Annotated in this window: 18 protein-coding genes and 1 other RNA gene; 18 read left to right on the forward strand and 1 reads right to left on the reverse strand. The window is 59.8% G+C overall.

Features of this window, described 5'->3' with window-relative positions:
• Window positions 1–94 precede the first annotated feature (94 nt).
• The 17 genes from PH562_RS02955 (at window position 95) to murB (ending at window position 18,695) form a co-directional block, all read left to right on the forward strand.
• A complete protein-coding gene (locus tag PH562_RS02955) occupies window positions 95–805 on the forward strand; it encodes a J domain-containing protein (RefSeq protein ID WP_285171352.1) in 711 nt (236 codons plus the stop codon).
• Entirely contained in the window at window positions 802–1,563 is a 762-nt protein-coding gene (locus PH562_RS02960) for an N-acetylmuramoyl-L-alanine amidase (RefSeq protein WP_285171353.1), read from the forward strand. The genes PH562_RS02955 and PH562_RS02960 overlap by 4 nt, the downstream gene beginning before the upstream one ends.
• A gap of 266 nt (window positions 1,564–1,829) precedes the next feature.
• Complete coding sequence (locus PH562_RS02965; RefSeq protein WP_285171354.1) at window positions 1,830–2,387, forward strand: lytic transglycosylase domain-containing protein; 558 nt, start codon at window positions 1,830–1,832, stop codon at window positions 2,385–2,387.
• A 78-nt stretch (window positions 2,388–2,465) separates the two neighbouring features.
• Window positions 2,466–3,659 (forward strand): NAD(P)/FAD-dependent oxidoreductase, encoded by a 1,194-nt coding sequence (locus PH562_RS02970; RefSeq protein WP_285171355.1) that lies wholly within the window; start codon window positions 2,466–2,468, stop codon window positions 3,657–3,659.
• A gap of 67 nt (window positions 3,660–3,726) precedes the next feature.
• An RNA gene (rnpB, locus tag PH562_RS02975) (RNase P RNA component class A) lies at window positions 3,727–4,126 on the forward strand.
• 429 nt (window positions 4,127–4,555) lie between these two features.
• Entirely contained in the window at window positions 4,556–4,996 is a 441-nt protein-coding gene (gene mraZ, locus PH562_RS02980; protein WP_285171356.1) for a division/cell wall cluster transcriptional repressor MraZ, read from the forward strand.
• A gap of 14 nt (window positions 4,997–5,010) precedes the next feature.
• Window positions 5,011–6,036: a 16S rRNA (cytosine(1402)-N(4))-methyltransferase RsmH gene (gene rsmH / locus PH562_RS02985; protein ID WP_285171357.1), complete on the forward strand. Its 1,026-nt coding sequence runs from the start codon at window positions 5,011–5,013 to the stop codon at window positions 6,034–6,036.
• A 1-nt stretch (window position 6,037) separates the two neighbouring features.
• Entirely contained in the window at window positions 6,038–6,559 is a 522-nt protein-coding gene (gene ftsL / locus PH562_RS02990; protein ID WP_285171358.1) for a cell division protein FtsL, read from the forward strand.
• The gene (locus tag PH562_RS02995) at window positions 6,559–8,313 is read left to right on the forward strand and encodes a peptidoglycan D,D-transpeptidase FtsI family protein (RefSeq protein ID WP_285171359.1); all 1,755 of its coding nucleotides are present in this window, start codon (window positions 6,559–6,561) and stop codon (window positions 8,311–8,313) included. The genes ftsL and PH562_RS02995 overlap by 1 nt, the downstream gene beginning before the upstream one ends.
• A gap of 66 nt (window positions 8,314–8,379) precedes the next feature.
• The gene (locus tag PH562_RS03000; RefSeq protein WP_285171360.1) at window positions 8,380–9,843 is read left to right on the forward strand and encodes a UDP-N-acetylmuramoyl-L-alanyl-D-glutamate--2,6-diaminopimelate ligase; all 1,464 of its coding nucleotides are present in this window, start codon (window positions 8,380–8,382) and stop codon (window positions 9,841–9,843) included.
• Entirely contained in the window at window positions 9,840–11,300 is a 1,461-nt protein-coding gene (locus PH562_RS03005; RefSeq protein ID WP_113230503.1) for a UDP-N-acetylmuramoylalanyl-D-glutamyl-2,6-diaminopimelate--D-alanyl-D-alanine ligase, read from the forward strand. Before PH562_RS03000 ends, PH562_RS03005 begins: the two co-directional genes overlap by 4 nt.
• Before the next feature lie 11 nt (window positions 11,301–11,311).
• On the forward strand, window positions 11,312–12,433 hold the full coding sequence (gene mraY / locus PH562_RS03010; RefSeq protein WP_113230504.1) for a phospho-N-acetylmuramoyl-pentapeptide-transferase: 1,122 nt from the start codon (window positions 11,312–11,314) through the stop codon (window positions 12,431–12,433).
• Window positions 12,434–12,440: 7 nt separating this feature from the next.
• Window positions 12,441–13,853, forward strand: a complete 1,413-nt coding sequence (gene murD / locus PH562_RS03015) for a UDP-N-acetylmuramoyl-L-alanine--D-glutamate ligase (RefSeq protein ID WP_285171362.1) — start codon at window positions 12,441–12,443, stop codon at window positions 13,851–13,853.
• Window position 13,854: 1 nt separating this feature from the next.
• Window positions 13,855–15,009, forward strand: coding sequence for a putative lipid II flippase FtsW (gene ftsW, locus PH562_RS03020; protein WP_285171363.1), 1,155 nt, complete (start codon window positions 13,855–13,857; stop codon window positions 15,007–15,009).
• Between the two features lie 181 nt (window positions 15,010–15,190).
• Window positions 15,191–16,312, forward strand: a complete 1,122-nt coding sequence (gene murG / locus PH562_RS03025) for an undecaprenyldiphospho-muramoylpentapeptide beta-N-acetylglucosaminyltransferase (RefSeq protein WP_285171364.1) — start codon at window positions 15,191–15,193, stop codon at window positions 16,310–16,312.
• Window positions 16,309–17,724: a UDP-N-acetylmuramate--L-alanine ligase gene (gene murC, locus PH562_RS03030; protein WP_285171365.1), complete on the forward strand. Its 1,416-nt coding sequence runs from the start codon at window positions 16,309–16,311 to the stop codon at window positions 17,722–17,724. The genes murG and murC overlap by 4 nt, the downstream gene beginning before the upstream one ends.
• Window positions 17,721–18,695, forward strand: a complete 975-nt coding sequence (murB, locus tag PH562_RS03035) for a UDP-N-acetylmuramate dehydrogenase (protein ID WP_285171366.1) — start codon at window positions 17,721–17,723, stop codon at window positions 18,693–18,695. The genes murC and murB overlap by 4 nt, the downstream gene beginning before the upstream one ends.
• Window positions 18,696–18,787: 92 nt before the next feature.
• On the opposite strand, the gene PH562_RS03040 is transcribed toward murB, so the two are convergent.
• Entirely contained in the window at window positions 18,788–20,119 is a 1,332-nt protein-coding gene (locus PH562_RS03040; RefSeq protein ID WP_113230510.1) for an MFS transporter, read from the reverse strand.
• Between the two features lie 252 nt (window positions 20,120–20,371).
• Here PH562_RS03040 and aqpZ point away from each other — a divergent pair, with 252 nt between their 5' ends.
• A complete protein-coding gene (gene aqpZ / locus PH562_RS03045; RefSeq protein ID WP_113230511.1) occupies window positions 20,372–21,058 on the forward strand; it encodes an aquaporin Z in 687 nt (228 codons plus the stop codon).
• Window positions 21,059–21,358: the final 300 nt, after the last annotated feature.

Below are 21,358 nucleotides of genomic sequence, written 5' to 3' on the forward strand. Positions count from 1 at the left end.
AAGTGTTTTCGGGCTTGCGACGAATGGACTGCTTGCAATGGCAACCATTATTTGATCAAGGTGTTCTACTGTTTAGTAGGATATCGAGACCGGCATGTCGTTCTGGGAAAAATTGCTGAATGCTATCGGTAGCACTGCCGGCAATGCCCTGTCGGCGGTGGTCGAGGCTATTCGCACCGTCTTCGAAGGCGATCCGGAAACGCGCCGTAAGGTGGCATTTTCCGTCGCTATAATCGCTCTTTCCGCCAAAATGGCGAAAGCAGATGGCGTGGTGACGGAAAACGAAGTCAATGCATTTCGGGAGATCTTCGAATTTCCGTCTGATCAAGCGAAAAATGTCGCCCGTCTTTATAATCTGGCGCGCCAGGACGTGGCCGGCTACGAAGCCTATGCGGAGCGGCTGTCCTCCCTTTGCGAGACCTGCACGAAGAATTGCCCGGTGCTGGAAGACGTGCTCGACGGTCTTTTCCATATCGCCAAGGCCGACGGCCTGATCCATGAGAAGGAAATGGATTTCCTTCAGCATGTAGCCGAAATCTTCCATATGAGCGAGGAGCGGTTCGAGCAGATCATGGCCCGCCATGTAAACGTTGGCGGTCGCGATCCCTATAAGGTGCTCGGTGTCTCGCGCCACGACGATTTCCCGACCATCCGCCGCCGTTACCATGGCCTCGTCTACGAGAACCATCCGGATCGCCTCGTGTCGCGTGGGGTGCCGGAAGAGTTCCATGTCATCGCCAACGAGCGCATGGCGGCTCTGAATGCGGCTTATGCCGAGATCGAGAAAGAACGCCGCGCAGCATGAGTGCATTCAAGGCCGATTTCGCTCGCGCCCATGTGCAGCCTTCGCCGAATCATAGCGAGAGGCGGGATGGGCGTCGGCCTGACATCATCCTTCTGCATTATACCGGCATGGGCACGGCTGAGGGCGCTCTCAATTGGCTCTGTCGTCCGGAGAGCCAGGTGTCCAGCCATTATTTCGTCTTCGAGGATGGGCGCGTCATGCAGCTAGTCCCGGAAGAGCGTCGTGCCTGGCATGCGGGCAAGAGCTCATGGCATGGCGAGACCGATATCAATTCAGCGTCTATCGGCATCGAGATCGCCAATGCCGGCCATCCCGGCGGACTGCCTGAATTCCCTGATGCTCAGGTCGAGGCGGTGATCGAACTGTGTCGCGATTGCGGCCAACGCTGGGCAATCGCGCCCGAACGTGTGCTTGGACACTCCGATGTTGCGCCGGTGCGCAAGGTCGATCCGGGTGAGAAATTCCCCTGGGCGCGACTGGCTGCGGCCGGTGTCGGGCACTGGGTTGAGCCGGCTTCGATCACCGGCGGCCGATTCTTCCAAAAGGGTGATGTGGGACAGCCGATCGAAGCCTTGCAGTCGATGCTTTCGCTTTATGGCTATAGCACTGAAATAAATGGCGAATTCTCGGAAAAATTGAAGGGCGACGTTGAAGCCTTCCAGCGCCATTTCCGGCAGGAGCGAGTGGACGGCATTGCTGACTTCTCCACGATCGATACGCTGCATCGCCTGCTCTCGGCTTTGCCCCGTTATTCCTAATTCGTTCGATCGTGTCCTTTGCATTTATAGCCGGCTATGGATGTAAAAAAGCGTAACTCCCTGCTGCGCCACAGCTTTTCCCTATTATCTCCGCATTGCATTGGTCTAACGACGCTCGCTGAACGGCGGTCGCGCCGTCTGGGTTTGTGTGTCGCGCGACCGTAGACGACTAATGGGGACTGTGCATTCCGGCGGCTCTTTTTGCCTCCAGCCGGACGTGATGGCTTGCGCTATCTGTGGTCCCGCCCCTGGAGACAAAAGACTACATGAAAAATTTGATTGTTGCGGCTGTGGCATGCGTGGGCGTGCTGCTGGTGGGATACGATTGCGCCTCTGCGGGCGAGCGCCACGCAAAGCAGAAAACGGTTCCTCTCAAGATCGTCAGCCGCACCACCGGCTTTCCGGTTCCCAATGTTCCCGCCGAATTGCGCGACGCCGAGACCTCCTTCGCACGGCAAAATCGCTATTCCGCGCTGATTGCCAAATATGCAAAACAAAACGGCGTTGCAGTTGAACTCGCCACTGCCGTCATCCGGATCGAAAGCAATTTCAATCCGAAAACTCGTGGAAGTGCAGGCGAAATCGGCCTGATGCAGATCAAGCCGGCGACCGCCAAGCTGATGGGCTATACCGGCCGCACCAAAGATCTCTACGATCCCGAAACGAACATCAAGTTCGGCATGAAATATCTCGCCATGGCGCAGGATCTCGGCGGTGGACCGACCTGCAACACCATCCTCAAATACAATGCCGGCCATGGCGCCACGCGCATGAACCCGATCTCGAAGCGCTATTGCGGCAAGGTGCTTGCACTTCTGGACTGACATTCATGCTAGCATTTCGGGTAGGGCGGAATCGCTTTCCGTGCTATCGAAATCGCGACTATGGATGAGGGTTACAGCATGGCAGCGGATTTCAGGTTCATCGTCGTTGGCCGGGGCATGATGGGGGCAGCCGCTGCCCGTCACCTGGCAAACCGAACGGACGGGGTTGCCGTCATCGGGCCGGATGAACCTGAAGATCGCGCCAGCCATCAGGGCGTATTCGGCAGTCATTACGACGAAGGCCGCATCACGCGCACGATCGACCCGGACACGGACTGGGCTCGTCTCGCAAACCGTTCGATCGCCCGTTATGCGGATATCGAACGGGATAGCGGCATTCAATTCTATGCCCCGGTTGGCTGCCTTGTTGTCGGGCCGAAGCGGGGCGGTGAAATAGCTTATGTCGGCGATGTCGTAGAAGCGGCTCGGCGGCTCGGCGTGCAAACCGATATCCTCGATGATGTCGAACTCAAGGTGAAGTTTCCCTTCTTCTCCTTCGCATCGGGAAGCGAAGGGGTCTTCGAACCGCACGGGGCCGGCCACATCAGCCCGCGCCGGCTGGTCAAGGCACAATCCCTGTTGGCGGAAAAGGCAGGCGCGCGGGTCATCAAGCAGACGGCGCTATCGATCCGCGACGAGAGCGGCCTAGCTGTCGTGACGACTGCAGAGGGCGAGACATTCAGCGCCGAAAAGATATTGCTCGCCGCCGGCGGTTTCTCCATTGCCGAGAATCTCTTGCCGCGACCTGTTGAGATGAAGGTTTATGGCCGCACGGTCACTTTCTTCGAGGTGAGCGAGACGGAAGCCGAAGCCCTTTCCGGCATGCCGTCGCTGATATCGAAGGCAGCTGATGACGTGGACAGCATCTATATGCTGCCGCCGATCCGCTATCCGGACGGCAAATATTACATGAAAATCGGTGGCGACCCCGATGATCTGCAATTCATGACCGAGACGGAGCTGCGTGCCTGGTTCCGCACCGCCGGCCGCGACAAGGCGCGCGAGCATCTGGTGCGGATATTCCATCAGCTCGTTCCCGGCGTCAGGCGGCCACCGGCTTTCACCAATTCCTGCGCTGTCTCCTATTCGCCGACCGGCTATCCCATGATCGGTTACACATCTTCACCACGTGTTGCGGTTCTGACGGGGGGCTGCGGTACTGCCGCCAAGAGTTCCGATGAAATAGGCCGGCTCGGGGCGGAGCTGCTGCTTACAGGTCGAATCAAGGACGAAGGCTACAGCACGGATTTCTCAGCGCATTTCCGCAATTGACATCCGCTTTTCACAAACCAGCATATTTCGGTGGCAATTGTGGGCGGTCTCGGTTAATGAGCCTGTGCCAGTTGGCCGGGCAGCCGCGCTTCATCAATGCCGAAAGGCGATGGGGTGAGGAAAGTCCGGGCTCCACGGAAACACGGTGCCGGATAACGTCCGGCGGGGGAAACCTCAGGGAAAGTGCCACAGAAAGCAAACCGCTCGATCTTCGGATCGGGTAAGGGTGAAAGGGTGGGGTAAGAGCCCACCGCGTCTCTGGCAACAGCGACGGCACGGAAAACCCCACCGGGAGCAAAACCGAATAGGGATGACACGGAGCGCGCAAGCCCTCCAGCCTGTTTCCGGGCCGGTCATCCGGGTGGGTTGCACGAGGCGTCGCGCAAGCGGCGTCCCAGATGAATGGCTGCCACGTTCCGGCCTCGGCCGGAGCCATACAGAACCCGGCTTACAGGCCAACTGGCAAATCATCGCGTCACTTCGAGCGGCGCGGCCAACACTTCCGCCAAATAATTTTTGAAGCTGCCGAATGCCCCGAATTCAGGGCTTTCCAGCCTTGTCGGGCGAGGTTTTTAACCTGTGAAAACAATCCGTTTCGGGACGTCTCCTGAAGCCGATCCTAACCTTTCGTTAAACTTAACGTCTTATGAATATTCAGGCTGTGGCCACGTCTGACGTGGCTTCATCCCATTGACGCCCATATGGTCCCATGGTATCCCAAAAGCACACTGCACACGGGCAAATCAGAGCCCAATCATCGCAAAGCCATGATCGCTTCCGTTCTGGGAGTGTCGAAGGGGTGTCGGCTCTTTCGGCTTGCGAAGTTGTGTCCGATTTTGGCTGTGCCTGTAAGCGAGTAGCGGCTTACGGGTCATGGGGGACGGGTGTTTCGCGTCATGAACCGCTTCCTGTCAAACGCGACCAACAGGATCGATTCCAAGGGGCGGGTTTCCGTGCCGGCGGCGTTTCGTTCCGTGCTGGTCGAGCGCAAGATCCAGGAGTTGTACTGCTTTCAGGATTTTGTGTTTCCGGCGATCAGTATCGGTGGTCTCGATCTGCTCGATCGCTTCGAGCGGCAGATTGCGGCGGACGATCCGTTTTCGCCGGCGGCGAACCAGATGTCGCTCCTCATTCACGGGGGCGGGGTCTTCATGAAGCTCGATGCGGAAGGGCGGCTGATGGTCACGGATTTCATTCGCGACTTCACCGGGATCGCAGGCGAAGTGACCTTCGTCGGTCGGGCGGATCATTTTCAATTGTGGCGACCGGAGGCCTTCTTGGCCTTGCAGTCGCAGGCACGAGAGGGGCGCAGGCTGGCGGGCAGGCGCTCGGAATAGAGCGGGGAAACGGAATGGTGGCGAATTCAGGCGGAGGTTCTTCTGATGCCGGTGGCGGACCGGTTCGTCACATTCCGGTTCTTCTTCCCGAGGTGTTGGAGGTGCTGGCTCCGGCGCCCGGCAAGGTCATCCTCGATGGAACGTTCGGGGCTGGCGGCTATACCTCGGCCATCCTCAAGGCCGGCGCCAATGTGATCGCGCTCGATCGCGATCCGACAGCGATTGCTGCAGGGCAGGCGCTCGTTTCCGCCCATGCCGGACATCTCAAGCTCATTCAGTCGCAGTTTTCTCAGCTGGCCGAACATGCGCCTGACGGCGGCCTCGATGGCGTCGTGCTCGATATCGGCGTTTCCTCCATGCAGCTCGACGAGGCCGAGCGGGGTTTCTCCTTCAGTAAGAACGGTCCGCTCGATATGCGTATGTCGGCGAGCGGCGTATCGGCTGCCGATGTCGTCAACCGTGCAAAGCTTGCCGATCTCATTCGTATCTTCGTGTTTCTGGGCGAGGAAAAGCAGGCGCCGCGCATCGCTCATGCGATCGAGAAGCGGCGCGCGGAAGCTCCTTTCGTGACCACTCGCGATCTGGCCGGGTTGATCGAGGTCGTGACGCCGCGAAAGGCGAAGGACAAGATTCATCCAGCGACGCGGGTCTTTCAGGCCCTGCGGATTTTCGTCAATGACGAGCTCGGTGAGCTGGCTCAGGCGTTGTTTGCCGCCGAGCGCGCCCTCAAGCCGGGCGGGCGCCTCGTCGTCGTGACCTTCCATTCGCTGGAGGATCGCATCGTCAAGAAGTTCTTTGCCGACCGCTCGGGTCGTGCCGCCGGATCGCGTCACATGCCGATCGTGAACGAGCGGCCTGCCACCTTCGAGCCCGTCGGCAAGTCGATGATTTCTGCTGGGGATGCTGAGGCGGAAGCCAATCCACGCGCTCGTTCGGCCAAGTTGCGTGCGGGGGTTCGCACCTTAGCTCCGGCGGAGGCGGCAGATCTTTCGATCTTCGATCTGCCCAGTCTCGCCAGTCTTGGAAAGCTTGGGGGCTAAGATGCTGAAGACTTTTGACATCGTGCTGATCGGCGTCATGACGGCCATGGCCAGCGTGACTTATACGATCAAGCATCGTGCCGAGCTGAAGCTGGAAGAGGTTCATCGCCTCGAATCCGAAATCAAGCTTGAGAGGGATACGATCGATCTCCTCAAGGCGGACTGGGCGCTGGTTTCTCAGCCGAACCGGCTCGAGCGTCTCGTCAATAACTATAATGGCGAACTGCAACTGCAGCCGACGCTCTCGACGGCGATCGTTCAGCCGAGCGAATTGCCGATGCTGCGCTCGCAGCTTCCGCCGCCAACGGTAACAGCCTCCAATGATCCGAAGAGCGGCAAGGCGGGTGGAGTTAAAAGCGGCGCGGCAGTCGCCTCGAGCAATGGCGATACGACGGATGCGCAGATCAGGAAGGCCATCGCCGACGTGGCTGCTGCGCCGGCGCCGCGACCGAAACCGCCGGCTCTTGCCAAGCGTAAGAAGCCGGATGTCGACAACATGGCAACGGGATCGGTGAGGGAATAATGTCTTTTCTTTCTCGCATCATGGTCCTGAAGAGCAGGGCTCACTTCTCCACCGACGGCAACAACCGCCCAGGCGACGGCTTTTCTCGCTCGAGCTTCGAGGGCGTGCGCAAGCGCAAGTCCAATCAGGCAAAAAGCCGCGTCGTCCTGTTGGTCGCAAGCTTCGTCGCCGTCTATTGCGTGATCGGCGGCCGGCTTGTCCAGTTCGCCATGACATTGCCTGAGATGACGTCGAGCATTCTGCCGCCGGATCGTCTGATGGCCTCGCGTCCTGATATCGTCGACCGTAACGGCGCTCTGCTGGCAACCGACATCCGCACGGTCTCGCTGTTTGCCGAGCCGAATAAGATCATCGACGCGGACGAAGCTGTCGAGGAATTGCGCAAGGTCCTGCCGGATCTCGATACCAAATCCACCTACAAGAAGCTTTCGGCGAAGTCCTCGCATTTTGCCTGGCTGCGTCGGCAGCTGACGCCGAAGCAGCAGAACCAGATTTTGGCACTCGGCATTCCCGGCATCGGCTTCCGTCCGGAGAAGCGCCGCTTCTATCCGGGCGGTACGACTGCTCCCCACATTCTCGGCTACGTCAATATCGACAATCGCGGCGTTGCGGGCATGGAGAAATATATCGACGACCAGGGGCTCGCCGACCTCGCTGCTGCGGGTATGACCAGCGATCAGCCGCTGCAGCCAGTCAAGCTTTCGATCGATCTGCGAGTGCAGGGTATTGTCCGCGACGCGGTCGTTAACGCCGTGAAGAATTTTCAGGCCAAGGGCGCAGGCGCCGCGGTGCTCGACGTGCATACGGGCGAGGTGCTGGGCATGGCCTCGGCTCCCGACTTCGATCCGAATTATCCGAATGAGGGCGCCACGGAAGGCTGGCTCAACCGCATGACGAACGGCACGTTCGAAATGGGATCGACCTTCAAGACCTTCACCATGGCGATGGCGCTGGATGATGGCAAGGTGACGTTGCGTAACGCCTTCGATGCCACCAACCCCATCCGCATCGGTGGCTTTACCATCAAGGATTTCCACGGCCAGCGTCGCGTTCTGACCGTTCCTGAAATTTTTCAGTATTCCTCGAATATCGGCACGGCCAAGATCGCCGATCTCGTCGGTATCGATGGCCATAAGGAATTCCTCACCCGTATCGGCCTGCTCACGAAGATGCAGACCGAATTGCCCGAGGTGAAAATGCCGTCGCAGCCACGCGTCTGGAAGAAGATCAACTCCATCACGATCTCCTTCGGTCACGGTGTCTCGACGACGCCGCTGCAGACAGCTGTCGCCGGTGCTGCGCTCGTCAATGGCGGCAAGCTGATCGAGCCGACCTTCCTGCCGCGCACGCGCGACCAGGCCGACGCCATCGCCAAGATGGTCGTGAAGAAGAGCACCAGCGATGACGTGCGCTTCCTGCTCGAGTTCAACGGCACGAGAGGCTCGGGTCGCAATGCACGCGTTCCCGGTTACAATGTCGGCAGCAAGACCGGCACGGCCGATAAAGTCGTCAACGGCCGGTATTCCAATACGCTGAATTTCAATACCTTCATGGCCGTGTTTCCGATCGACAATCCGCAATACATAGTCATGACCTTCATCGACGAGCCGAAGAGCGGCGAGCGCGGCGGCGGAACGATTTCGGCCTTCACGGCCTTGCCGATCGCCCGTGATATCGTCGCCCGCTCGGCGCCGATTCTCGGGGTACAGCCCAGTTTTGGAAAAGATGACTCGGCCTTGCTGGCGTCTTATTAAGCGTGAAAGAATACACACGTCGATTCGCGAGGGGCGGACTGATCGAGAAGGCGAAAAGTACATTCGATGAACTTGCGGGATATTGCCGGAAACGTGTTTCCGGAACTCAACACACACATTGGCGGAGCGCTTGGCGATCTTGAGATAAGCGGGATCTCCGCCGACAGCCGTAAGGTGGCGCCAGGCATGGCGTTCGCAGCCGTTGTCGGCACAAAGGCCGACGGCGCAAGCTTTATCGCCGATGCCGTTTCGCGCGGTGCCTCCGTTATCATTGCGGGTCATGAGGCCAATGCCGGTAATGTGCCCGTCTTGCAGGTCTCCGAGCCACGCCGGTTCCTTGCTGTCGCCGCTGCACGTTTCTACGGACGGCAGCCGGAAACGATGGTGGCGGTGACGGGAACTGCGGGTAAGACTTCGGTTGCTTCCTTCACACGTCAGATCTGGGCTCATGCCGGCCATCCGGCCGCCATGATCGGCACGACGGGCGTCGTTTCGCCCAGCCGCAACGAATATGGCGCGTTGACCACACCCGATCCGGTATCGCTGCACAAGCTTCTTGGCGAATTGGCGGACGAGGGCGTCACGCATGCGGCCATGGAAGCATCCAGTCATGGCCTAGACCAATTCCGGCTTGATGGCGTGAAGCTTGCCGCTGCCGCCTTCACCAATCTCGGCCGTGATCACATGGATTATCATCCGACGATCGAGGACTACATGGCCGCCAAGATGCGGCTGTTCCGCGACCTGCTGCCGAAGGGTTTACCAGCCGTTATCTTTGCCGATGATGCCTGGTCCGCGCAGGCGATTGCCGCTGCACAGGAGGCTGGGCATGATGTCCGCACTGTCGGGCGCAAGGGTGATTTCCTGACGTTGAAGCGCGTCGAACACTTTCGCCACAAGCAGATCGCCGAGGTTCATGTCGGCGACGACATCTTTGAAGTTCATATCCCGCTCGCAGGCGATTTCCAGATTGCCAATGCGCTGGTCGCAGCTGGCCTCGCCATTTCGACAGGTGTTGCCGCACCGGTTGCCATGGCAGCGCTGGAAAGGCTCGTCGGTGCGTCTGGCCGCCTGGAGCTTGTCGGTCATACACATGACGGTGCGCTCGCCTATGTCGACTATGCCCACAAGCCGGATGCGCTGGAAAACGTCCTGAATTCGGTGCGGCCGTTCACGACGGGACGCGTCATCGTCGTCTTCGGTTGCGGCGGCGATCGCGATCGCGGCAAGCGTCCGATCATGGGCGAGATCGCCTGCCGTCTTGCCGATGTCGTCGTTGTCACCGACGACAATCCGCGCTCCGAGGATCCGGCGACGATCCGCGCGGAAATCATGGCGGCTGCGGCTTGCGCGACGGAGATCGGCGATCGCGCCGAAGCGATCCGCAAGGCTGTCGGTCTGCTGAAATCCGGCGACACGCTGATCGTCGCCGGTAAGGGGCATGAGGAAGGTCAGACGATCGGCGGCGTCACGCTACCGTTCTCCGATCATGCCGAATTGCGCAAAGCATTGGAGGATTTGAAGTCTTGAGCTGGCTATGGACAACTGAGGATCTGATCGCTGCAATCTCGGGCCGCTTCGTTGGATCGCTGCCCGCTGGTATCACGGGCATTTCCATAGACAGTCGTTCCATCCAGCCAGGCGAAGCCTTTTTCGCCATCAAGGGCGATCGCGTCGACGGCCATGACTATGCCAATATCGCTATGGCGAACGGCGCCGCCTTCATCGTGATCAGTGAGGCACGGCTGCCGGCGATGGGCAGCCTGACCGTGCCGAAAGTCGTTGTGGACGACGTATTGGCGGCGCTTGCGCGGCTCGGTGTCGCCGCCCGTAAGCGCACGCAGGCGAAGATCATCGCCGTCACCGGCTCGGTCGGCAAGACGACGACCAAGGAGATGCTGCGCCGTGCGCTGACGCCTTCGGGCAAGGTGCACGCCTCCGTTGCTTCCTTCAACAATCATTGGGGCGTTCCGCTGACATTGGCCCGCATGCCGGAAGATACCGATTTCGGCGTTTTCGAGATCGGTATGAACCATCCCGAAGAGATCAGGCCGCTCGTCAAGATGGTGCAGCCGCATGTGGCGATCATCACCACGATAGCGCCGGCCCATCTCGGCAATTTCAACAGCATCACCGAGATTGCTGCCGCAAAGGCGGAGATTTTCGACGGCGTCGTGCCGGGTGGTCATGCCATCCTCAATCACGACAATGATCAGTTCGAAATGCTGGAGAAGGCTGCCATGGCAGCCGGTATCGAGCATATCCATAGCTTCGGCCAGCATGCGAAGGCGGATGTCCGCCTCGCTGAGTTCAACGCCTCGGAAGAGAATTCGACACTTTGGCTGACGATTGGCGGCGAGACCATGGAGGTGGCGCTCGGCGCACCCGGCCGCCATATCGCGGAAAATGCGCTTGCCGTGCTCGGAGCCGTCATGCTCGTGGAGGCCGATCTCGACCAGGCGGTCGATGCCCTTGCAGACCTGCAGCCGGAAAAGGGCAGGGGTCAACGTCACAAGCGCGCGATCGGCAACGGCTATTTCACGCTGATCGACGAAAGCTACAACGCCAATCCCGCATCCATGCGCGCGGCCATCGCGCTGCTGGCGACGACATCGCCGCATGCAGGGCCAGGCGGACGGTCGGGCAGGCGGATCGCCATGCTCGGCGACATGTTGGAAATGGGGGATTATGCCCAGCGCGTTCATGCCAACCTTGCCGGGCCGTTGCTGGCCGCCGGCATCGAGCATGTCTGGCTGGCAGGTCCGGAGATGGCGGCTTTGAGGGATGAGCTGCCGGAAAGTGTTCATGTCGAATATCACGAGACGACTGAGGAGCTCTCGGAATTCGCGCTCAATTCTGTCGCCCCCGGCGATGTCTTGATGGTGAAATCGTCGCTGGGAATGGGGTTCGGAAAGATCATCGCGGGCTTGCTTGACAAGTTCCCCGCATTTTCCGACACGAGCCCCCATACCCATCAGGGGCTTTAGAAAGGGCTCTTATGCTGATCTGGCTTGCCGAACTGTCGGACCATATTCATTTTTTCAGTACCCACTTCAGATTCCTCAATCTGTTCAGATACATCACGTTCCGTACCGGCGGTGCCCTGTTCACGTCAGCGTTGATCGTTTTTCTCTTCGGGCCGCGAATCATCTCTTCCCTGCGCGTGCGGCAGGGCAAAGGGCAACCGATCCGCGCCGATGGTCCGCAGACACATTTCAAGAAGGCCGGCACGCCGACCATGGGCGGCCTGATGATCCTCGCCGGCATCGTCGTCTCGTCGCTGCTTTGGGCTGATCTTGCCAATGTCTATGTCGTCGCCACCCTGCTGGTAACGCTCGGCTTCGGCGCCATCGGCTTCTATGACGACTATCTCAAGGTCACCAAGCAGAGCGACAAGGGCTTTTCCGGCCGTGCGCGTTTGGGCATCGAATTCGTGATTGCCGCGATTGCCGTCTATTTCATGATGACGACGGCGCTGTCTTCCGGTCCGGCCGGTTCGACCTTCGGCTCGTCGGTCGCCTTCCCCTTCTTCAAAAGCCTGCTGCTTAATCTCGGCATGTTCTTCGTATTTTTTGGCGCTTTCGTCATTGTTGCCGCCGGCAATGCTGTCAATCTGACCGACGGTCTCGACGGGCTTGCCATCGTGCCCGTCATGATCGCTGCCGCGTCATTCGGCGTCATCGCCTACCTCGCCGGCAACTTCGTCTTCGCCGACTATCTCGCGATCAATTTCGTGCCCGGCACGGGCGAGCTTGCCGTGGTGCTTGGCGCGGTCATCGGCGCCGGCCTCGGTTTCCTCTGGTTCAATGCGCCGCCGGCGGCCATCTTCATGGGCGATACCGGTTCGCTGGCGCTCGGCGGCATGATCGGCTCGGTCGCTGTTGCCACCAAGCACGAGATCGTCATGGCGATCATCGGCGGTCTCTTCGTGCTCGAGGCGCTTTCCGTCATCATCCAGGTCGGTTTCTTCAAGATGACGAAGCGCCGCGTGTTCCTGATGGCGCCCATCCACCATCACTTTGAAAAGAAGGGCTGGACGGAGAGCCAGGTCGTCGTGCGTTTCTGGATCGTCGCCGTCATCCTGGCGATGATTGGCCTTTCCACCCTGAAGCTGCGGTGAGGCCTCGATGATATCAGTCTCCACGCTGAACGGAAAAAAGGTCGCTCTCTTCGGCCTTGGCGGCTCAGGCTTTGCCACGGCGCGCGCTCTCGTTGCCGGCGGCGCCGACGTCACAGCCTGGGACGATAATCCGGACAGCGTGGCGAAGGCGGCTGCCGAAGGGATAGCGGTCGCCGATTTGAGAACGATCGATTGGAATGGTCTATCGGTCTTCGTTTTGTCGCCCGGCGTGCCGCTGACGCATCCAAAGCCGCACTGGACCGTCGATCTTGCCCACGCTGCCGGCGTTGAGATTATCGGCGATGTCGAGCTTTTCGTCAGAGAGCGGCGGGCACATGCACCGGATTGCCCGTTCATCGCCATTACCGGAACGAACGGCAAATCGACGACGACGGCGCTGATCGCCCATATCCTGCAATCGAGCGGGCGCGACACGCAGCTCGGCGGCAATATCGGTACGGCGGTGCTGACGCTCGATCCGCCGAAGTCCGGACGTTTCTACGTCGTCGAGTGCTCCTCCTATCAGATCGATCTGGCGCCGACGCTCAACCCGTCCGCCGGCATTCTGCTGAACCTGACGCCCGATCATCTCGATCGCCATGGCACGATGCAGCACTATGCTGACATCAAGGAGCGGCTTGTCGCGGGCAGTGATGTCGCCGTCGTCGGTGTCGACGACAGCTATTCCTCCCTGATCGCCGACCGTATCGAGCGAGCCGGCGGCAAGGTCACGCGAATTTCGCGCCGGCATGCGCTGGCGGATGGCCTCTATGCCGAGGGCAGCCGCATCCTGAATGCATCGAACGGTGCGGCAAGCGAGATTGCTGATCTTGACGGTATCCAGACCTTGCGCGGCGGCCATAACGCACAGAACGCAGCCGCAGCAATTGCCGCCTGCCTCGCCGTCGGCGTTTCCGCCGAGGAGATCCGGGCCGGACTGAAATCCTTCCCCGGCCTCAAGCATCGCATGCAGCCTGTGGGAAAGCGCGGCCGGGTTGTCTTCGTCAACGATTCCAAGGCGACCAATGCGGATGCGGCCGCGCCTGCGCTTTCGAGCTACGAAAATATCTACTGGATTGCGGGCGGTCTGCCGAAGGAGGGTGGCATCACCAGTCTGGCGCCGCTCTTTCCGCGTATCGCCAAGGCCTATCTGATCGGTGAGGCGGCACCCGCCTTTGCGGCGACGCTCGGCGATCAGGTTCCTTACGAGATTTCCGGCACGCTGGAACGCGCCGTGGCACATGCTGCCGCGGACGCGGATAGGGATGAACGGGAGTCCGCGGCGGTGATGCTGTCACCGGCTTGCGCAAGCTTCGATCAGTATAAGAATTTCGAGGTCAGAGGCGACGCCTTCGTCAGCTATGTCGCTGCGATCGATGGCGTCACCATGCTGATCGGTTCAGCAACTGGAGGCAAATGATATGGTAAGCCGCGTTGAACGTGGGGCCTTGGCCGAGTGGTTCTGGACCATCGACCGCGTGTTTCTCGCCCTTTTCATCCTCTTGATCGGCATCGGCTTCATGCTGTCCTTCGCTGCTTCCCCGGCTGTGGCGGAGCGTATCGGGCTTGAGCCGTTCCACTTCGTCAAGCGCCACGCCTTGTTCCTCGTCCCGGCGATAGCGGCGATGATCGGCATTTCCTTCATGACGCCCAGGCAGGTGCGACGAACGGCGGTCATCCTGCTGATCGTGTCGCTGGCGATGATGCTTTTCGCGCTTTTCTTCGGCATCGAAGTCAAGGGCTCGCGGCGCTGGGTCAATATCGCCGCCTTGTCGATCCAGCCTTCGGAATTCATGAAGCCGGCTTTCGTCGTCGTCTGCGCCTGGCTGTTTTCCGAACATGCGCGCCAGCCGGAGATTCCCGGCAATCTCTTCGCCATCATTCTTTTCGGCATCGTCGTCGCTTTGCTCGTCGCCCAGCCTGACCTTGGGCAGACGATCCTGACGACTGCCGTCTGGGGTGGCATGTTCTTCATGGCCGGCATGCCCTGGCTGTGGATCATCGTGCTTGGCGGCCTCGGCGCGGGCGGTTTCGTCACCGCTTATTATGTCTTCGATCACGTGGCGCAGCGCGTCAACAAGTTCCTGACGGGCGAGGGTGACACGTTCCAGGTCGACACCGCCAAGGAAGCGATCGTCCATGGCAACTGGTTCGGCGTCGGTCCTGGCGAGGGCATCGTCAAGCGCATCATCCCGGACGCCCATACCGACTTCATCTTCTCGGTGGCGGCCGAAGAGTTCGGCGCCATCTTCTGCATGGTGCTCGTGCTGATCTTCGGCTTCCTCGTGCTGCGCGGCCTCTCGCATGCCTACAAGGAGAAGAACGACTTCAATCGTTTTGCCGTCGCCGGCCTGGTGCTGCAGATCGGCATCCAGTCGATCATCAACATCGGCGTGAACCTGCAGCTGCTTCCGGCCAAGGGCATGACGCTGCCGCTGATTTCCTATGGCGGTTCGTCGATGACCGCGATCTGTGTGACGGCTGGCTTCATTCTGGCACTCACGCGTCACAGGCCGGAAAAGCGCGCGCAGGATCGGACCATGTTCCGCGTGACGCACGGTTTGCCGGCGGAGTGAGCGTCTTGGAACTATCGGCCATATGCTCCTCATATCTCTCGCCTGCTCCTCATTCTCCGGTCGCTTTTCCCGAAGCGCCGGTCTATGAGGAGGGCTTGGCCCGCGCCGATGACGCGGTCGGAGCGGCTTCCTATATTAGGGAGATGCCCCGAGTAGTGGGGTATTCGCGGGAGCGAAAATCATGAGTAAAGGCATTGTCCTTCTTGCCGCCGGTGGTACCGGCGGTCACGTATTTCCGGCCGAAGCACTGGCTTATAAGCTGAAGGAGCGCGGCTATTCCGTGCACCTCGTCACCGACAGCCGTGCCGAACGCTATGCCGGCAAATTCCCGGCCGACGAAATCCATGTCGTACCCTCGGCAACGATCGGTTCGAAGAACCCGGTGAAGGTCGCGCAAGCCCTCTGGACGCTGTGGACCGGCATGCGCGCAGCGCGCAAGCTGATCCAGCGCATCAAGCCCGTCTGTGTCGTCGGCTTCGGCGGCTATCCGACGGTTCCGCCGCTTCTCGCGGCGACGCGTATGGGCGTACCGTCCATGCTGCATGAACAGAATGCCGTCATGGGCCGCGCCAACAAGATGCTGGCGACGCGCGTGCGTGCGATTGCCGGCGGCTTCCTCACGGAAAACGGCGCATTTGCCGAGAAGACGGTGACCACGGGCAATCCCGTGCGTCCGGCCGTCATCGAGGCGGCCAAGCGTCCGTATGTGCCATCTGGTCCGGAAGATCCGTTTAACCTCGTCGTGTTCGGTGGCAGCCAGGGCGCGCAATATTTCTCGAAGGCCGTGCCGACAGCGATCAGCCTGCTTGAGGAGCCGCTGCGCAAGCGGCTGCGGATCACGCAGCAGGTGCGCCCTGAGGATATGGAGACGGTCAACAGCTGCACGAGAAAGCTTGACATGGGCGCCGATGTCGCACCGTTCTTCAACGACATGGCGGAGCGCATCGGTGCTGCGCATCTGGTTCTCTGCCGCTCCGGTGCCTCCACGGTTTCGGAGCTTGCCGTCATCGGGCGCCCGGCGATCCTGGTTCCTTATCCGCATGCGCTCGATCACGACCAGGCAGCCAATGCGGCTGCACTCGCGGCAACCGGTGGCGTCAAGGTCATCGTGCAGTCCGAACTGACGCCGGAGAAACTTTCCACCATCCTGCGCGGCGCCATGACCATGCCGGAAAAGCTCGCAAAGATGGCTGCATCAGCCAAGCAGGCGGGCAAGCCGGATGCGGCAAACTTGCTTGCCGACATGGTTGAGGCTATTGCCGCGGGACGTTCAATTCAGCAATTCAAGGGGGCAGGCGCATGAAGCTGCCGAAGGCAATCGGCCTTGTGCATTTTATCGGTATTGGTGGCATCGGAATGAGCGGCATTGCCGAGGTTCTGCATAACCTTGGCCATCGCGTGCAAGGTTCCGATCAATCGGAAAACGCCAACGTGCAGCGGCTGCGCGACAAGGGCATCCCGGTCCATATCGGTCACAAGGCTGAGAACCTCGGCGATGCAGAAGTCGTCGTTGTCTCCACCGCCATCAAGAAGAGCAATCCCGAGCTCGTCGCCGCGCGTGAAAAGCTGCTGCCGGTCGTGCGCCGTGCCGAAATGCTGGCCGAGTTGATGCGTTTCCGCAACGCCATCGCCATCGGTGGCACGCATGGCAAGACGACGACGACATCGCTCGTCGCGACGCTGCTCGAAGCCGGCGGCCTTGATCCCACGGTCATCAACGGCGGCATCATCAACGCCTATGGCACCAATGCGCGCATGGGTGAGGGCGAGTGGATGGTGGTCGAGGCCGATGAATCGGATGGCACCTTCCTGAAGCTGCCGGCGGATGTCGCCGTCGTCACAAATATCGATCCCGAACACCTCGACCACTACGGCAATTTCGATGCCGTCCGCGCCGCTTTCCGGCAATTCGTCGAGAACGTACCGTTCTATGGTTTCGGCGTCATGTGCATCGACCATCCGGAAGTGCAGTCGCTTGTCGGACGCATCGAGGATCGCAAGGTCATCACCTATGGCGAGAACCCGCAGGCAGACGTGCGTTTTTCGAATGTGCGGATCGACGGCACACGTTCGCTGTTCGATATCGAAATTCGCAGGCGCCGTACCGGCAAGGTGATCCAGATCAAGGATCTCGTCATGCCTATGCCCGGCCGCCACAATATTTCCAATGCGACGGCTGCAGTTGCTGTTGCCAACCGGCTGGGGATTTCCAGTGAGGCGATCGCCAAGGGGCTTGCATCCTTCGGCGGTGTCAAGCGCCGCTTCACGCTGACCGGCGAATGGAACGGGGTCAAGGTCTTCGACGATTACGGCCACCACCCCGTCGAAATCAAAGCTGTGCTGAAGGCCGCGCGCGAAGCCTGCAAGGGCCGCATCATCGCCGTCCACCAGCCGCACCGCTATACGCGCCTGTCGAGCCTCTTCGAGGAATTTGCGGCCTGCTTCAATGATGCCGACAGCATCTTCCTGGCGCCGGTCTATGCCGCCGGCGAAGAGCCGATCGAGGGCGTGGATTCGCAAACGCTGGTTTCGCGCATCAAAGCTAGCGGTCATCGCGACGCACGCTATCTGCCATCACAGGAAGATCTTGCCGCCATGGTTGCAGAGATTGCGCAACCAGGGGATTTTGTGGTTCTGTTGGGGGCTGGTAGCATCACGTATTGGGCAGCATCATTGCCAAAGGAATTGGAAGGCCTCTCGGGTAAGTCCGCATGAAACAAGTAGATGGGGAAAAGCTTCTGGCGTCGCTCGGCGACGGTGTAAAGGACATCAGGGGACGGCTCACGCCGGACGCTCCGATGGATCGTGTGACGTGGTTCCGGGCCGGCGGGCTGGCGGAACTGATGTTTCAGCCCCATGACACGGACGATCTCATCACGTTCCTGAAAATCTTGCCGGAAGATGTGCCGCTGACGGTCGTCGGCGTGGGCTCGAACATATTGGTGCGCGATGGCGGCATTCCGGGCGTTGTCCTCAGGCTTTCGGCCAAGGGCTTCGGTTCGGTCGAGCTTGCCGGCGAGAACCGCATCCTGGCCGGTGCGATTTGCCCGGACAAGCATGTCGCGGCCATGGCAATGGATAACGGCATCGGCGGTTTCCATTTCTATTATGGTATTCCGGGGAGCATCGGTGGTGCCGCGCGGATGAATGCGGGCGCCAATGGCGCCGAAACCCGTGAGCGCGTCATCGAGGTGCATGCAGTCGACCGCAAGGGCGACAAGCACGTGCTGACCAATGCCGAGATGGGGTACAGCTACCGCCATTCCGATGCATCTGAAGATCTGATCTTCACGCATGTCCTTTTCGAAGGTTATCCGGAGGATCGTGCCAAGATTCGCACCGAGATGGATGCAGTGCGCGCTCATCGTGAAACGGTGCAGCCGGTACGCGAGAAGACCGGTGGTTCAACCTTCAAGAATCCGGATGGTTTCTCTGCCTGGAAGCTGATCGACGAGGCGGGTTGCCGTGGTCTGGTTATCGGTGGCGCCCAGATGTCGTCGCTGCATTGCAACTTCATGATCAACATGGAGCAGGCGACGGGCTACGATCTGGAATATCTCGGCGAGCAGGTGCGTCGCGAGGTTTTCGAAAAATCCGGCATCAAGCTGGAGTGGGAAATCAAGCGCCTCGGCCACTTCATGCCGGGCCGGGAAGTCCGCCCGTTCCAGGGCGTGACGACCGAGTAGATCCCGATTGCAATCGGTGCCGTCTTCATAAAATGATTCAAGAAAAAGGCCGGGTTTTCACCCGGCCTTTTCAATTGGTTATGCCTGTTTTCTCAGACTTCGTCATTGCCCGAGAGCAGGATGCCGATCAGCGAGAGCACTGCGGCGCCGGCGAGGTAGTAGCCGACGTAGACAAGGCCGTAATTGGTCGCGAGCGATGTGGCAATGTAGGGTGCCAAGGATGCGCCGACGATGCCGCCGAGATTGAACGTCATGGACGCACCGGTATAGCGCACGGTGGTCGGGAAGGGCGCCGCCAGAGCGGCGCCGATCGGGCCATAGGTAAAGCCCATCAGGGCAAGACCGATGATCGAGCAGGCGAAGGCGCCGGCAAGGCCGGCCGTCAGCAGCGACGAGTAGAACAGGCCGAAGACGAGGATGCCGATCGTCGTCAGGATGAGGACGAGGCGGCGGGAATAGCGGTCGGACAGGAGACCGGAGACCGGGATCATCAGACCGAAGAAGACGACGCCGACGAGCTGAACGACGAGGAACTGGCCCTGTGAGTAGCCGAGACCGGCCGGAAGCGGCCCGTTGCCCGGGGGGCGGGTGCCCCAGCTCAGGGTGAATGCCGTCATCAGATAGAACAGCACGAAGGTCGCCACCGCGATGATGGTGCCGAGAATCAGGCTGCGGAAGTGCGAGCGGAAGATGACTGCGATCGGAACAGAAACGCGCTCTTCCTTCTCGATGGCGCGCTGGAATTCCGGGGTTTCGGTGATCTTCAGGCGGACATAAAGACCGACAGCGACCAGCACGATGCTGATCAGGAAGGGAACGCGCCAGCCATAGTTGAGGAAATCCGTATCTGCCATGGTTTCGCGCAGGATGAGGAAGAGACCTGCCGAAAGGATGAAGCCGATGGGTGCGCCGAGCTGCGGGAACATGGCGTACCAGCTGCGTTTGCCTTCCGGCGCATTTTCCGTCGCAAGCAAGACAGCGCCGCCCCATTCGCCGCCGAGTCCAAGGCCCTGGCCGAGGCGGCAGAGCGCCAGCAGAATCGGTGCGAGAACGCCGATCGACTCATAGGTCGGCAGCATGCCGATCACGACGGTCGAGAGGCCCATGGTCATCAGAGCCGCGACAAGCGTCGCCTTGCGGCCGATCCGGTCGCCGAAATGGCCGAAGATCATCGCGCCGATCGGGCGCGCGAAGAAGGCGATGGAGAAGGTCGCGAAGGATTGCAGCGTTGCCGAAGTCGGATCGCTTGCCGGGAAGAACAGCTTCGGGAAGACGATAACCGCCGCCGTTGCATAAACATAGAAATCGAAAAATTCGATCGTTGTGCCGATAAGGCTCGCGATCAGAACACGTGCCGGGGAATTCGCAACAGCATTGTTCGATGACGAGGGGGTCGGCGATAAAGGAGATATCGCGTCAGTCATGTTCCCACCAATTCAGAGGATGCTAAGGTACGCTTAGCGGATAAAAATTGTCCTTAGCGTAATTTTTGTTCAACGCAAACGCTAACTGCGCAAGAAATCAGCGGTTGCGTGCTACTATTTTGCCGTAATGTTGATTCGTGGGCAATCAGGCGGCGTTTGTTGTTGGAGAGGCGTGCTCCGGCGAGTCCTTACCGGAATCTTTTCGCCAATGGCCGATTCTCGCTTGGATTGCGGGCTGAGGAGAAGGGTTTCATGCAGAAAAAACTCATCGCTGAGTTTCTTGGGACGTTTTGGCTCGTTTTCGGCGGCTGCGGCAGTGCGATCTTCGCAGCAGCCTTTCCGAGCCTCGGTATTGGTTTTCTAGGCGTTGCTCTTGCATTCGGTCTGACTGTGCTGACCATGGCTTTTGCCGTCGGCGGTATATCAGGAGGGCACTTCAATCCGGCCGTTTCGGTCGGCCTGACGGTGGCTGGCCGCTTTCCCGGTACGCAGCTCATCCCCTATATTGTCGCGCAGGTCATCGGCGCCGTTGTCGCCGCGGCCGTGCTCTATCTGATCGCAAGCGGCAAGGCTGATTTCCAGCTCGGCGGCTTTGCGGCGAATGGTTATGGCGAACATTCGCCGGGTGGCTATTCACTGGTTTCGGCATTGGTGGCCGAGATCGTGCTGACTTTGTTTTTCCTCGTCGTGATTCTCGGGTCAACGAGCAGCAAGGTGCCGGCCGGCTTTGCGCCCATCGCCATCGGCCTAGCGCTGACGCTGATCCATCTGATCTCGATTCCGATCACCAACACGTCGGTCAACCCGGCCCGCTCGACGGGGCAGGCCTTATTCGTCGGCGGTTGGGCTCTTCAGCAGCTTTGGCTGTTCTGGGTGGCGCCCATCATCGGCGGAGCGTTGGGCGGATTGGTCTGGAAACTGGTCGACGACAGCGAGTGATTTCGGCCTTATTTTAAAGCCTGGAGCCTCGCATCGGTCCGTCGATGCGAGGCTTATTGTTTAAAAAAATCTAAATGTAGCGATTTCAAAAGTAGCAACTCCATGATTCCAATGGCAGAATTCTTTAAGTCGGTTTGATTCGAACCATTCGGCCATCGCTAGGGCGGTGGAAAGTTAACGAAAGTAAACGCTTCATTAACCTTAATGTCGTTCTAATCGACCTATTGAAAGCGGGGCGAGAATCGCGGTTAGGCGAGGCCCTGCAAACGCAAAGTAGGGACCGTGGAGTCGGGGGTATTG

It is taken from the genome of Rhizobium centroccidentale (assembly GCF_030182565.1).
Classification (GTDB): domain Bacteria; phylum Pseudomonadota; class Alphaproteobacteria; order Rhizobiales; family Rhizobiaceae; genus Rhizobium.

Coding starts and splice junctions, on each gene's coding strand:
- PH562_RS02955 (WP_285171352.1), top strand. CDS start 95: ATGTCGTTCTGGGAAAAATTGCTGAATGCTATCGGTAGCACTGCCGGC.
- PH562_RS02960 (WP_285171353.1), top strand. CDS start 802: ATGAGTGCATTCAAGGCCGATTTCGCTCGCGCCCATGTGCAGCCTTCG.
- PH562_RS02965 (WP_285171354.1), top strand. CDS start 1,830: ATGAAAAATTTGATTGTTGCGGCTGTGGCATGCGTGGGCGTGCTGCTG.
- PH562_RS02970 (WP_285171355.1), top strand. CDS start 2,466: ATGGCAGCGGATTTCAGGTTCATCGTCGTTGGCCGGGGCATGATGGGG.
- mraZ (WP_285171356.1), top strand. CDS start 4,556: ATGAACCGCTTCCTGTCAAACGCGACCAACAGGATCGATTCCAAGGGG.
- rsmH (WP_285171357.1), top strand. CDS start 5,011: ATGGTGGCGAATTCAGGCGGAGGTTCTTCTGATGCCGGTGGCGGACCG.
- ftsL (WP_285171358.1), top strand. CDS start 6,038: ATGCTGAAGACTTTTGACATCGTGCTGATCGGCGTCATGACGGCCATG.
- PH562_RS02995 (WP_285171359.1), top strand. CDS start 6,559: ATGTCTTTTCTTTCTCGCATCATGGTCCTGAAGAGCAGGGCTCACTTC.
- PH562_RS03000 (WP_285171360.1), top strand. CDS start 8,380: ATGAACTTGCGGGATATTGCCGGAAACGTGTTTCCGGAACTCAACACA.
- mraY (WP_113230504.1), top strand. CDS start 11,312: ATGCTGATCTGGCTTGCCGAACTGTCGGACCATATTCATTTTTTCAGT.
- murD (WP_285171362.1), top strand. CDS start 12,441: ATGATATCAGTCTCCACGCTGAACGGAAAAAAGGTCGCTCTCTTCGGC.
- ftsW (WP_285171363.1), top strand. CDS start 13,855: ATGGTAAGCCGCGTTGAACGTGGGGCCTTGGCCGAGTGGTTCTGGACC.
- murG (WP_285171364.1), top strand. CDS start 15,191: ATGAGTAAAGGCATTGTCCTTCTTGCCGCCGGTGGTACCGGCGGTCAC.
- murC (WP_285171365.1), top strand. CDS start 16,309: ATGAAGCTGCCGAAGGCAATCGGCCTTGTGCATTTTATCGGTATTGGT.
- murB (WP_285171366.1), top strand. CDS start 17,721: ATGAAACAAGTAGATGGGGAAAAGCTTCTGGCGTCGCTCGGCGACGGT.
- PH562_RS03040 (WP_113230510.1), bottom strand. CDS start 20,119: ATGACTGACGCGATATCTCCTTTATCGCCGACCCCCTCGTCATCGAAC.
- aqpZ (WP_113230511.1), top strand. CDS start 20,372: ATGCAGAAAAAACTCATCGCTGAGTTTCTTGGGACGTTTTGGCTCGTT.